Origin of the sequence: Streptomyces sp. CB02261, assembly GCF_001905665.1 — a bacterium.
Taxonomy (GTDB): Bacteria; Actinomycetota; Actinomycetes; order Streptomycetales; family Streptomycetaceae; genus Streptomyces.
In genome coordinates this window covers 123,312-135,336 of record NZ_LIVX01000002.1, presented here as the reverse complement: position 1 = coordinate 135,336, position 12,025 = coordinate 123,312, and the positions used below count along the sequence as shown (strand labels likewise).

Here is a 12,025-nt window from a genome sequence, read left to right as displayed (position 1 = left end):
TCCACCCCCACCCAACCCAACACCCCACCCCCCCCAACCTCCTCAGCCCTCGGACCGAACCCGGACGAAGGTCGGGTTCTCCTGCCGCTGCCGTCCGGCGAGCTGCCGCAGTTCGACCGGCACGGGGGGTTCGACCCACCGGACCGGCCCGTGCTCGGCGTCCGGGGTGAGGGGCCCGGCGCGGTCGCCCACCAGGGCCCCGACCTCGCGCGACTGCGCGGGGGTGAGCTGGGGCGAGGTGGTCGCGGTGCGGCCGTCGACGAGGCGTACGACGAGGGCTCGGGGCCGCTCGGCGGGGCCGAGGACGCCGAGGAGCAGGCCGTCGCTGGTGTCCATGTGCCGTACCTTCCGCCAGGCCCAGGTGGGCCCGGCCCGGTAGGTGGAGCCGAGCGTCTTGGCGACGATGCCTTCGACTCCGGCGTCCTGGAGGTCGCGGAACCAGTCGCGCGCGGTCGATTCGTCCAGGGTGGCGAGGACGCGCTGGAGTGGCGGTTCGGCGTCCCGCAGGGCCATGCCGAGCAGCTCCCACCGGTCGCGGAGCGGGAGGCTCCGTACGTCCTGGCCGGGTACGGCGAGGAGGTCGAAGGCGATGTACGAGACGGGTACGCCGGTCCGGGCGCGGTCGGCGGGGGACCGGAGCAGGTCGGTGAAGGAGAGGCGTCCTTCCCGGTAGGCGCACAGTTCGCCGTCGAGGACGATGCCGGGAGGAAGCTGTTCGCGCAGGTGCGCGGCGGTCTCGGGGAACTCGGGCGCGAGGTCGCGGCGGGAGCGGGACTGGAGGACGACCTTGCCGTCGTCGAGGACGAAGGCGAGGGCGCGGAACCCGTCCAGCTTGAGCGAGTACTGGAGCTCGCGTGGCGGCTCGCCCTGTGCGGGGATCTCGTCGGCGGCCCGTGGCCGCATGACGTCGACGGGCGGAACCAGCACCACGGCCCCGGACTCCCCGCCCTCCGACCGCCCCGGGCCGCGACCGACCGACCGTCCCGGCCCCCCTCCCACCGACCGCCCAGACCTCCCACCCACCGAACGCTCCGGCCCCCCGCCCACCCACCGGCCCCCGCCCCTCACGGCAGCTCTCCCGCCCGCTCGGGCGCGAAAAGGGGCGCGAGAAGCTCCCCGTACCGCTCCAGACGTGGCGTGATGTCGTCCATGAGGAGAACGAGGGCTTCCGGGTCGGAGGCGGGCAGGGCGGCGCACTCCTCCACCTCCTGCCAGGTGACGGGTGCGGACACGGTGGGCAGGGTCCGGGCCCGCAGGGTGTAGGGGGTGGCGGTGGTCTTGGCGGCGGCGTTCTGACTGTGGTCGACGAAGACCTTCCCGGGCCGCAGGGCCTTGGCCATGCGGTGGACGACCAGCTTCGGCAGGGCCGCCTCCGCTTCGACGGCGAGCTGTCTGGCGTACGCGGAGACGCGGGAGGACGGCGTCGGCACCACGGGCACGAGCAGGTGGAGCCCCTTGGAGCCGGAGGTCTTGGCGTAGGCGTGGAGGCCGTCCGCCGCGAGCCGCTCACGCAGGTGGAGGGCGACCCGGCAGCATTCGACGACGGTCGCGGGCGGGCCGGGGTCGAGGTCGAACACGAGCCGGTCGGCGACGGCGGGGGAGGAGGCCCGCCACTGCGGGGTGTGGAACTCCACGACGAGGTTCGCCGCCCACATCAGGGAGGGGAGGTCGTCGATGACGACCTGGCGGGCGCGGGGGTCCTCGGAGCGGGGGACGGGGGTGGTCCTCACCCAGGAGGGTGTGCCGGGCGGAGGATTCTTGGTGAAGAAGAGCTGTCCGTCCGGGCCGTCCGGATAGCGCAGGAAGGACACCGGGCGGTCCCGCAGATGCGGCAGGATCGCGGCTCCGACGGTCGCGTAGTAGTGGAGCACCTCGCCCTTGGCGGTGCCGGTGGCCGGGTGGAGCACCTTCTCCAGGTTGCTGAGCGCCAGGCGCCGCCCCTCCACCTCCGTGACAGGCGTCATACGATGACAATCCCCACGAACCATCGCTTTTAGGCTCGAAAGGTAAGAAACGTGCGATCCATCTGGAACGGCGCCATCTCCTTCGGCCTGGTCAGCATCCCGATCAAGCTGGTGAACGCCACCGAGAGCCACTCGGTCTCCTTCCGTCAGATCCACACCGAGGACGGCGGCCGCGTCCGCTACAAGAAGGTGTGCGAGCTGGACGGGGAGGAGCTGTCAGGGCCGGAGATCGGCAAGGCGTACGAGGACGCGGACGGGACCATGATCCCGATCACCGACGAGGACCTGGCCGCGCTGCCGCTCCCGACGGCGAAGACGATCGAGATCGTGGCGTTCGTACCGGCCGGTGAGATCGATCCGCTGCAGATGGACGTCGCGTACTACCTGTCGGCGAACGGCGTGCCGGCGGCCAAGCCGTACACGCTGCTCCGGGAGGCGCTCAAGCGCAGCGACAAGGTGGCTGTGGCGAAGTACGCCCTGCGGGGGCGGGAGCGGCTCGGCATGCTGCGCGTGGTGGACGACGTGATCGCGATGCACGGCCTGCTCTGGCCGGACGAGATCCGCGCCCCGGAGGGCGTGGCTCCGGAGACCCCGGTGGCGGTACGGGACGCCGAACTCGACCTGGCGGACGCCTTGATGGCCACGCTCGGCGAGGTCGACATCAATTCTCTCCACGACGACTACCGGACCGCGGTCGAGGAGATGATCGCGGCGAAGGCGGAGGGCGGCGAGGCCGTCGCACCCCCGAGCCCGGGGGAGGCGCAGGGCGGCCGGGTGATCGACCTGATGGCTGCCCTGGAGAACAGCGTCAGGGCGGCGAAGGAGGCCCGTGGCGAGGATGCCGTGGTGACGGAGCTCAAGCCGCGCGGGACGCCGAAGGAGACGGGGGGCAAGAAGTCCACGTCCCGGACGCCCGCGAAGAAGACGGCGGCGGCCCGCAAGTCGACGTCGAAGGCCGAAGGGGAGGCGAAGGAGCCGACGGCGAGGAAGAGCACGGCGAAGAAGGCGACGGCGAAGAAGACCACGGCCAAGAAGCCGGCTGCGAAGAAGACGACGACGAAGAAGACGACCCCGCGCAAGCGCACGGCCTGAGGGACCGGCCTCGGCCGCCCGCCGCCCGGCGGACCGTCCCACCGCGCGGCGGCCCTGGGAAGCCCGTCGCGCGGAGGACCGTCCCACCGCGCGGAGGACCGGCCCGTCACCGCAGCAGGGCCTATCGCCGCAGCACGCCCCCCGACTGCGACAACTCCACCGAGCCCGTCAGCGGTAGTCGTCAGGATGCCCCTGCATCCACGTGTTGATCTCATCGCGGGTACCGACCAACAGGCTCTGATGCTTCTTCAGATTCTCGAACGAGCGGTCGCCGTCGAGCTCTCGGTTCAGCTTCGCGATCAGCGCGATGGGCTCGGGGAAGTGCCCGGGCCCCTTGGGGTCCGCCTTCATGGCCCGGTCCATCCGCTGGAGTTCGTCGTGGACCCGTCCGAGGAAGTAGGCGCAGTTGCCGGGCGTGCACGAGTCGTCGAGGGTCGCCTGCAGCCCGGCGAAGGCGTCACGAACCCGCTCGGCCGACGGTGTGGCGGGCCCCGACGCCGAACTCTCCACGCTCGGGGGCGTACTGCTCGGCGCGGTCGTACCGCCCGGCACCGCGGCACTGCTCGACGCACTGGCACTGACGGAGCCCCCTGATCCAGGCGCACCCCCCGTACCACTGGCATCACCGGTACCACCGGCACCGCAGGAAACGCTGAGCGCGGCGAGAGCGACGGCGATGACCACCGCGCCCGGCAGCGAGGACCTGATCATGGAACTCCCCCTGGGTCGACGAATCACCGACCCTATAGAACACCGGTGCCACCCCCGGCCCGCGCGCGACGCCAAGCGCGGCGCCAAGCGTGGCGCTCCCGGGTGACGGGGCTGAGAATGAGTGAGAAGGCCGGGCAGTGACCCCTCGCGTGACACGGCAGGGACCCAGGTGATGACGTATGTGCCGATGGCTTGCTTACTCGGGATCGCCCATCCTGCTGGACACGCTCCTGTACAAACCGGCGCACTCCTTGATCGACCAGAGTCTGCATTCAAAACTCGGTGTCGAGACCACCAACGGTGACGGATTCGGCGTCGGCTGGTACACGGAGGGCAACGACAACCCGGCCCTCTTCAAGGACATCGGCCCCGCCTGGAACAACCGCAACCTGCGGGAACTGGCGGACCACGTCCATTCGCCCCTCTTCTTCGCTCACATCCGGGCGTCGACGGGCACGGCGGTGCAGCAGACGAACTGCCACCCGTTCCGGCACGGCCGCTGGATGTTCATGCATAACGGCGCCATCGCGGGATTCCACCTCATGCGACGGGAACTCATGCTGCTCGTCGACCCGGAGCTGTACGCGGACATCGGGGGGTCGACGGACTCCGAGGTGATGTTCTACCTGGCGCTCACCTACGGCCTGGACGAGGACCCGCCCGCCGCCGTCGCCCGGATGGCGGAAGTGGTGGAGCGGACCGGCCACGAGCACGGCGTGGAGTACCCGCTCCAGATGACGCTCGCCATCACCGACGGTGTACGCCTCTGGGCCTTCCGCTACTCCAGCGGGCGCACGTCCCGGTCCCTGTTCTACAGCAGCAAGGTGGAGGCACTGCGCCGGCTCCACCCGGACGTCAGGTTCCTGCGGGACATCTCCGACGAGACCCGCCTCATCGTCTCGGAGCCCCTGGGCGACCTGCCCGGCGCCTGGCACGAAGTCCCGGAGAGCAGCTACGGCGTCATCCAGCCGGGCGGCGACGAGATGTACTCCTTCATCCCGTCAGCGGCGTGACACGCCTTGGTCTCGCCCACCGACCGGACGGCAGGAGCCGTCGAAGGGATGTCGAACAGCTGGCCCGTCTCGGCGGGAGTCCGCACCGTGCGCCACGCACGGCCGCCGTGACGCACGATCACCGGACGCCGCCATAGAGTCTGGTCCCTGATGTGACCGACGGTAACCTCGTCGAGCGCCCCGAGACGCTCTCGGCGTGAGCAGCAGCCTCAGCCGATCCCCGCAGAAACCGGGAGGATCTTCAGGCACTCGTGTGCCGACGTATGTGCAGGTGGCCGTCGCGGGGGAAGGAGGGCGGTGCCGCGGGCAGGATGGTGTCGAAGTCGTAGCGGCTCTTCTGCGCAACGCGGCACGATGCCAGGTTGTCCACCTGGTGCAGGAGTTCGAGACGCTCCAGCCCGTCGGCTTCGAAGGTGTCGAATGCCCAGCTGGTGAGTGCCTCCAGAGCGTGGGAGGCCACTCCCCGCCCGCGCGCGTGCGCCGCGGTCCAGTAGCCGACTTCGGCCGCCGGTTGGCCGTAGGCGACTTCCTTGAGGGCCACGTTGCCCAGCAACTGTCCGCGAACCGGACAAGGTTGTGCCTCAGGAACGGCGAAGCCGAACCGGTTGCCCGCTGCCCAGCCCTGCTGCTGGGCCTGCACCCAGCGTGCCGCGTCGGCATCGTCGTCCACGACGGAGTTCACCCACTGGCGCAGTGTGGGATCCCGGCTCACCTCGACCAATGCGGCAACGTCCTCCATGCGCCAGGGGCGAAGGACGAGAGCGGGAGAGGCCGGCGAGGCGGCCACCTGAAGTTCGACCGGGGCACCCACCAGCCGGTCGTATCTGGCGGCGTTTTCGCCCGATGCCAGCCATGTCCGCCCCATGCCGCCCTGCGACCGCCCCGTCATTCCTGTGTCCGGACGTGCAGAGCCTGGACGGACCAGTCGAACACCGGCGCCAGACTCTCCGGGGCAGGCCAGCCGTTGACCACCGCGAGCAGCTGGAGGTATCGCTCCCATCGGGGGTCGTTCACGCTCTCCAGCCGAGTCGCCAGCCGGCGGCGAAGCTCGACGTCGTCGGGGCGGCCGAGGAGGTGCGCGTAGTGCGCCGTGAACGCCGCGACGATCCGATCGGCCTGGGGCGAGGCCGGGTCGAGGCCGATGGTCAGGGCCGGACCAACCTGGTCACGGACGGTTGCGGCAATGTCGCGGCGCGGGCCCGTCGTCTCGCTTCGGGCGTGTTCGGCTGCCAGGTCCTCGGCCATCCGCCGCACGACGGCGCGGAAATCCGGGTCCAGGGACATCTCGGCCAACTCCACCCACGCCTGGACCTGCTCTGCCTCCGGGTTGTCGGGCAGCTCGGGGGTGATCGAGCGCATGACCCCCGCGAATGCGGGGGCGGCGTCAAGATCGCCGAAGACGGCGTTGAGGAAATCGCCGATCAGACGTCGGCGTTCGTCCTCGGAAAGCTGGGCCAGCCGGTGCATGAGTTCCGTCTCCTCAGGTGTCGACCCGCGCTCGGCGACCGCCGTCAGCACCGCGCGCCGCAGGCGCAGGACTCCGATCTGCGCTGCCAGTGCTTCGGCGTGCGCCGCGGCGACCTCGGGAAGCGAGAGCTCGCGGTCCACGACCTTGCGGATCGTGGGAAGGTCCAGCCCCAGCTCGCGCAGGGTCCGCACGAGATCCAGGCGTGCGACGGCGTCGATGTTGTAGAGGCGGTAGCCGGCCGGGCTGCGGTCCGTCGGCGCCACGATTCCGCGATCGGAATAGAACCGAATGGTCTTGACCGTGAGACCGGTCCGCCGAGCCAGTTCGCCGATCGAGTAGAGCGTGTCGCCGTTCATGCCCCCACCTTCGTGCCTCCCCCTACTGGAGACTCAAGCCCCGGCGCTTGCCGGCAGGCAACCACTCCTGATCCACGAGTCCGGCCATCGGCCGCCTGCGCGTCTGCACCCCTACAGTCGGACAGAGGTCCTGAAAACCGTCGCGGCGAGAGTCACCGTGGGTCCGGTCTGATCGGGCATGAGACGGGCACGTCGGAAACCCAGCGCTTGTCGCCCGTGATCGTCCTCCGACGCCTGGGACGTCCCAGTAAACAGCCTTTCTGGGATCATGCCGCATGGTCATCATCGACGTCAGCGGCATCCGCGATCACCGCCAGCTTCACTCTGTCCTGCGCGATGCGCTCGACTTCCCCTCGTTCTACGGGATGAACTGGGCTGCCTTCTGGGACGCGGTCACCGGCTTGGTCGAGATGCCGGATCACCTGCGCTTCACGGGATGGAGCGACCTGACGATGAGTCTCCCCAACGAGGCTGATCTCCTGCGGCAGTCGCTCGATGACTTTCGACGTCAGTACCGCCCCAACTTCGTCGCTGAGTACACGTGAGGCCCTGGGGCCTTGTCCCGGGCCCTTCGTCGTCTCCGTGTTCCCACCTGCGCCGATGCCGCGAGGAACTGTCCACGAAGAGGCCACGGGCCCCGACGCACGGCCGCTCAGCGCTGCTCCCGCCCGCACATACAACAAGACCCCGCGTTCAGCGTTTCCGCTGATCACGGGGTCTGTCTGGCACTTCCTGCGAAGTGCCCCCGGCAGGATTCGAACCTGCGCACACGGCTCCGGAGGCCGTTGCTCTATCCCCTGAGCTACGGGGGCGTTGCCGCGTTCGGCGGCGACGGGTAGAACCCTACCAGCTCTCTGGGAGTGGCTGTGAACAGGTATTTCCGGGGTGTCACCAGGGCTCCGGTCCCCCGCACGGGTCAGAAGTGGGTAAAACCCGGACGCAGCCGTGCGGGGCGTCCTACTCTCGTTCGTGTGTCAGGCGTGTCCGGTCGGGTGCTCGTTGTCGACGACAACAAGGTGATCCGGCAGTTGATCAGGGTCAATCTCGAACTCGAGGGGTTCGAGGTCGTGACCGCGGCCGATGGTGCCGAGTGTCTGGATGTCGTGCATCGGGTTCGTCCTGATGTCGTCACCCTGGACGTCGTCATGCCCCGACTGGACGGGATCAAGACGGCCGAGCGGCTGCGCGCCGATCCGCGGACCAGCCATCTGCCGGTCGCGATCATCAGCGCGTGTGGTGAGCACGAGGCCGCCGGCGGGGCCGTGCCCCGGATCGACGCCTTCCTCGCCAAGCCCTTCGAGCCCACCGAGCTCGTCCGTGTCGTCCGCCAGCTCATGCACCGCGAGCGGCGTGAGCGGCCCGAGGCCGCCGGGCCCGACTCCGGAGAGGAACCGGCCGCAGTCGACGGAGCAGAGGAGCAGGAACCCCGGCGCGCGAGGAGCACGCGCGGGATGCGCTAAGCCCGTTGTAGCGGTTGTAGTAGCGGTGGCCCCGGTCCACTGGGCCATGCCCCCAACAGCCACCCCCACCCAGGTGCCCGCATACCGAAACCGGTTCGCGTTCTGACCCCCCTCCTCCCCTAGGCTTGACCCGTGACCCCCGCGGACCTCTCCCTCACCGTGCTGCACGCCGTGCGCCGCGCGGTCGGCGACGGTGCGCTGCGGGTCGACGTGCCGCCGGTCGTCAAGGTCGAGCGGGCCCGGCCCGGTGGTAGCGGGGAGTACGCCAGCAACATCGCGCTCACCCTCGCCCGGGCCGCCGGCCGTAGCGCCCTCGATGTCGCCGGGATCCTGGAGGAGCGGCTCCGTGACGCTCCCGGTCTGCGGGGCGTCGAGATCACCGGACCCGGCTTCCTGAACTTCAGCCTCCGCCGTGACGCCGGTGCCGAGCTCGTGCGGGCGGTCCGCGAGGCCGGCGCCGGGTACGGAAGCGGCACCGCCCTCGCCGGGACCGTCGTCCGCTTCGCCGAACCGGCCGAGCCGCGGGCCTCCCTCGTCACCCGCACCGTGGTCCGGCTCCTCCGGGCGCAGGGCGCCGACGCCGGCTTCGGCGGCACCGAGCGGATCCACGTACGGGCGGGGGAGTACCGCGAGGACACCCTCGGTGCCGACGCCGCCCGCTGGGCGCTGCTCCGGCCCGCCCCCCAGGACCGGCCCCTCGACGGGCCGCCGCTCCTCGTCCAGCACGAGCGCAATCCCCTCTTCCGGGTGCGGTACGCCCACTCGCGGGTGCGTAGGCTGCTCGCCAACGGAGAACAGCTCCGGGTCACACCCGCGTACGAGACCGACATCGACGCGCCCGCACTGCTCGGTGCCCTCGGCGACCACCCCGTCGTCCTGCTCGCCGCCGCCCGCCACCGCGCCCCCGACCGGGTCGCCCGGCACCTGGAAGCCACCGCCGACGCGCTGCTCGCGTTCCAGCACACCGTTCTGCCGCTCGGCGACGAGAAACCCTCGGCCGCCCACCGTTCCCGGCTCGCGCTCGCCGAAGCCGCCGGGACGGTGCTCGCCGGTGGCCTCTCCGTGCTCGGCATCAGCGCACCCGATCGGATCTGAAAGAGCAGAGCCAGACAATGAGCCGTTCCGCCCACCCCGCAGGCCCCCGCCACGCCGACGTCCTCCCCGAGGGCCACTACCAGGCGCCCGCCGCCGACCTCAACGTCCTCGACCCGAAGGTGTGGTCCCGGACCGTCACCCGGGACGGGCGCGGGGTCGCCACCGTCGGCGGGATCGGGGTCGACGCGCTCGCCGAGGAGTTCGGCACGCCCGCCTACTTCCTCGACGAGACCGACTTCCGCGCCCGCTGCCGCGCCTGGGCCGAGGCCTTCGGCGCCGACGCCGACGTCTTCTACGCGGGCAAGGCGTTCCTCTCGCGGGCCGTCGTGCGCTGGCTCACGGAGGAGGGCCTGAACCTCGACGTGTGCTCCGGCGGCGAGCTCGTCACCGCCCTGTCCGCCGGGATGCCCGCCGAGCGCATCGCCTTCCACGGCAACAACAAGAGCGAGGAGGAGATCCACCGGGCCGTCGAGGCCGGCGTGGGGCGCATCGTCCTCGACTCCTTCCAGGAGATCGTCCGCGTCGCCCACATCGCCACCTCCCTCGGCAAGCGGCAGCGCGTCCAGATCCGGGTGACCGTCGGTGTCGAGGCGCACACCCACGAGTTCATCGCCACCGCGCACGAGGACCAGAAGTTCGGCATCGCGCTCGCCGGCGGGCAGGCCGCCGAGGCCGTCCGGCGGGCGCTGAGGCTGGACGGTCTGGAGCTCATCGGCATCCACTCGCACATCGGGTCGCAGATCTTCGACATGGCCGGCTTCGAGGTGTCCGCGCGGCGCGTCGTCCAGCTGCTCGCCGAGGTGCGGGACGAGCACGGCGTGGAGCTGCCCGAGATCGACCTCGGCGGCGGCCTCGGCATCGCGTACACCTCCGAGGACGACCCGCGCGAGCCGCACGAGATCGCCAAGGCGCTGAGCGAGATCGTCAACCGGGAGTGCGAGGCGGCGGGGCTCCGTACGCCCCGGATCTCCGTGGAGCCCGGCCGCGCCATCGTCGGCCCGACCGCCTTCACCCTCTACCGGGTGGGCACGGTCAAGCCGCTCGAAGGGCTGCGGACGTACGTGAGCGTCGACGGCGGCATGTCGGACAACATCCGCACCGCCCTGTACGACGCCGAGTACAGCGTCAGCCTCGTCTCGCGGACCAGTGACGCGGCGCCGATGCTCTCCCGGGTCGTCGGCAAGCACTGCGAGAGCGGCGACATCGTCGTACGGGACGCCTTCCTGCCCGCCGACCTGGCGCCCGGCGACCTTCTCGCGGTGCCCGCCACCGGCGCGTACTGCCGCTCCATGGCCAGCAACTACAACCACGCGCTCCGGCCGCCCGTCGTGGCCGTCCGGGACGGTGAGGCACGGGTGATCGTCCGCCGCGAGACGGAAGAAGATCTCCTGCGTCTCGACGTCGGGTGATGAAATAGTCCAGTGATAACCGAGTGATGAAATAGATGTCTCAGGATCCGGACGGAGGGCGGAAACCCCCGTCCGGTGAGTGAGACTGGTTCCACCGTAGAGAACCGCAGAGACACGAACGTAGAGATACGAAGTAGGACGAGAAAGAGGTCGGATGATGCGTACGCGTCCGCTGAAGGTGGCGCTGCTGGGCTGTGGAGTGGTCGGCTCAGAGGTGGCGCGCATCATGACGACGCACGCCGACGACCTCGCCGCGCGCATCGGCGCCCCGGTCGAGCTCGCCGGCGTGGCGGTGCGCCGCCCGGACAAGGTCCGCGAGGGCATCCCCGCGGAGCTGATCACCACCGACGCCACCGCCCTGGTCAAACGTGGCGACATCGACGTCATCGTCGAGGTCATCGGCGGGGTCGAGCCGGCCCGCACCCTCATCACCACCGCCTTCGAGCACGGCGCCTCCGTCGTCTCGGCGAACAAGGCGCTGCTCGCCCAGGACGGCGCGAGCCTCTACGCCGCCGCCGAGAAGCACGGCCAGGACCTCTACTACGAGGCCGCCGTCGCCGGCGCGATCCCGCTGATCCGGCCGCTGCGCGAGTCCCTCGCCGGCGACAAGATCAACCGCGTGATGGGCATCGTCAACGGCACCACGAACTTCATCCTCGACAAGATGGACACGTCCGGCGCCGGCTACTCCGAGGCGCTCGACGAGGCCACCGCCCTCGGGTACGCCGAGGCCGACCCGACCGCCGACGTCGAGGGCTTCGACGCCGCCGCCAAGGCCGCCATCCTCTCCGGGATCGCCTTCCACACCCGCGTACGCCTCGACGACGTGTACCGCGAGGGCATGACCGAGGTCACCGCCGCCGACTTCGCCTCCGCCAAGCAGATGGGCTGCACCATCAAGCTGCTCGCCATCTGCGAGCGGGCCGCCGACGGCGGCTCCGTCACCGCGCGCGTGCACCCCGCGATGATCCCGCTGAGCCACCCGCTCGCCTCCGTCCGCGGCGCGTACAACGCGGTCTTCGTCGAGGCCGACGCCGCCGGGCAGCTCATGTTCTACGGCCCCGGCGCCGGCGGCGCTCCGACCGCCTCCGCCGTCCTCGGTGACCTCGTCGCCGTGTGCCGCAACAAGCTCAACGAGGCCAACGGCCCCGGTGAGTCCGCGTACACCCAGCTGCCCGTGAGCTCCATGGGCGAGGTCGTGACGCGGTACCACATCAGTCTCGACGTGGCCGACAAGCCGGGCGTCCTCGCCCAGGTCGCGACGGTCTTCGCCGAGCACGGCGTATCCATCGACACGGTGCGTCAGCACGGTCGACAGGACGGAGACGGCGAGGCCTCTCTCGTCGTCGTCACCCACCGCGCGCCCGACGCCGCCCTCTCCGGGACCGTCGAAGCGCTGCGCAAGCTCGACACCGTGCGCGGTGTCGCCAGCATCATGCGTGTTGAAGGGGAGTAAA

Annotated in this window: 12 protein-coding genes and 1 tRNA gene; 7 read left to right on the top strand and 6 right to left on the bottom strand. The window is 70.6% G+C overall.

The genetic code is table 11. The annotated features are described in order from the left end of the window. Positions 1 to 42: 42 nt before the first annotated feature. Both AMK29_RS06050 and ligD read right to left on the bottom strand, forming a co-directional pair. A complete protein-coding gene (locus AMK29_RS06050) occupies positions 43 to 930 on the bottom strand; it encodes an ATP-dependent DNA ligase (RefSeq protein WP_241845178.1) in 888 nt (295 codons plus the stop codon). 134 nt (positions 931 to 1,064) lie between these two features. Further along, a complete protein-coding gene (gene ligD, locus AMK29_RS06045; protein ID WP_073808644.1) occupies positions 1,065 to 1,964 on the bottom strand; it encodes a non-homologous end-joining DNA ligase in 900 nt (299 codons plus the stop codon). 51 nt (positions 1,965 to 2,015) lie between these two features. Here ligD and ku point away from each other — a divergent pair, with 51 nt between their 5' ends. Further along, on the top strand, positions 2,016 to 3,056 hold the full coding sequence (gene ku / locus AMK29_RS06040) for a non-homologous end joining protein Ku (protein WP_073808641.1): 1,041 nt from the start codon (positions 2,016 to 2,018) through the stop codon (positions 3,054 to 3,056). A gap of 168 nt (positions 3,057 to 3,224) precedes the next feature. Here the strand turns inward: ku and AMK29_RS37755 are convergent, their stop codons facing one another. After that, positions 3,225 to 3,566 (bottom strand): hypothetical protein, encoded by a 342-nt coding sequence (locus AMK29_RS37755; RefSeq protein WP_338012728.1) that lies wholly within the window; start codon positions 3,564 to 3,566, stop codon positions 3,225 to 3,227. Between the two features lie 380 nt (positions 3,567 to 3,946). Here AMK29_RS37755 and AMK29_RS06030 point away from each other — a divergent pair, with 380 nt between their 5' ends. Beyond that, entirely contained in the window at positions 3,947 to 4,780 is an 834-nt protein-coding gene (locus AMK29_RS06030) for a class II glutamine amidotransferase (RefSeq protein WP_073808635.1), read from the top strand. A gap of 241 nt (positions 4,781 to 5,021) precedes the next feature. On the opposite strand, the gene AMK29_RS06025 is transcribed toward AMK29_RS06030, so the two are convergent. After that, entirely contained in the window at positions 5,022 to 5,591 is a 570-nt protein-coding gene (locus tag AMK29_RS06025) for a GNAT family N-acetyltransferase (protein WP_073810628.1), read from the bottom strand. Between the two features lie 74 nt (positions 5,592 to 5,665). Beyond that, a complete protein-coding gene (locus AMK29_RS06020; RefSeq protein ID WP_073808632.1) occupies positions 5,666 to 6,604 on the bottom strand; it encodes a MerR family transcriptional regulator in 939 nt (312 codons plus the stop codon). Positions 6,605 to 6,879: 275 nt separating this feature from the next. Here AMK29_RS06020 and AMK29_RS06015 point away from each other — a divergent pair, with 275 nt between their 5' ends. After that, a complete protein-coding gene (locus AMK29_RS06015; RefSeq protein ID WP_073808630.1) occupies positions 6,880 to 7,149 on the top strand; it encodes a barstar family protein in 270 nt (89 codons plus the stop codon). Positions 7,150 to 7,344: 195 nt separating this feature from the next. Here the strand turns inward: AMK29_RS06015 and AMK29_RS06010 are convergent. Continuing rightward, positions 7,345 to 7,416: transfer RNA gene (locus tag AMK29_RS06010), tRNA-Arg, on the bottom strand. A 159-nt stretch (positions 7,417 to 7,575) separates the two neighbouring features. Here AMK29_RS06010 and AMK29_RS06005 point away from each other — a divergent pair. The 4 genes from AMK29_RS06005 to AMK29_RS05990 all read left to right on the top strand — a co-directional run bounded on the left by AMK29_RS06005 (position 7,576) and on the right by AMK29_RS05990 (position 12,024). Next, complete coding sequence (locus tag AMK29_RS06005; RefSeq protein ID WP_073808627.1) at positions 7,576 to 8,064, top strand: response regulator; 489 nt, start codon at positions 7,576 to 7,578, stop codon at positions 8,062 to 8,064. A gap of 132 nt (positions 8,065 to 8,196) precedes the next feature. Continuing rightward, positions 8,197 to 9,159, top strand: a complete 963-nt coding sequence (nrtL, locus tag AMK29_RS06000) for an ArgS-related anticodon-binding protein NrtL (RefSeq protein WP_073808624.1) — start codon at positions 8,197 to 8,199, stop codon at positions 9,157 to 9,159. 17 nt (positions 9,160 to 9,176) lie between these two features. Next, the gene (gene lysA, locus AMK29_RS05995) at positions 9,177 to 10,568 is read left to right on the top strand and encodes a diaminopimelate decarboxylase (RefSeq protein ID WP_073808621.1); all 1,392 of its coding nucleotides are present in this window, start codon (positions 9,177 to 9,179) and stop codon (positions 10,566 to 10,568) included. 157 nt (positions 10,569 to 10,725) lie between these two features. Beyond that, positions 10,726 to 12,024 carry a homoserine dehydrogenase gene (locus tag AMK29_RS05990; protein ID WP_073810626.1) on the top strand — a complete coding sequence of 433 codons (1,299 nt, stop codon included), beginning with the start codon at positions 10,726 to 10,728 and terminating at the stop codon, positions 12,022 to 12,024. The last annotated feature ends 1 nt before the right edge of the window (position 12,025 follow it).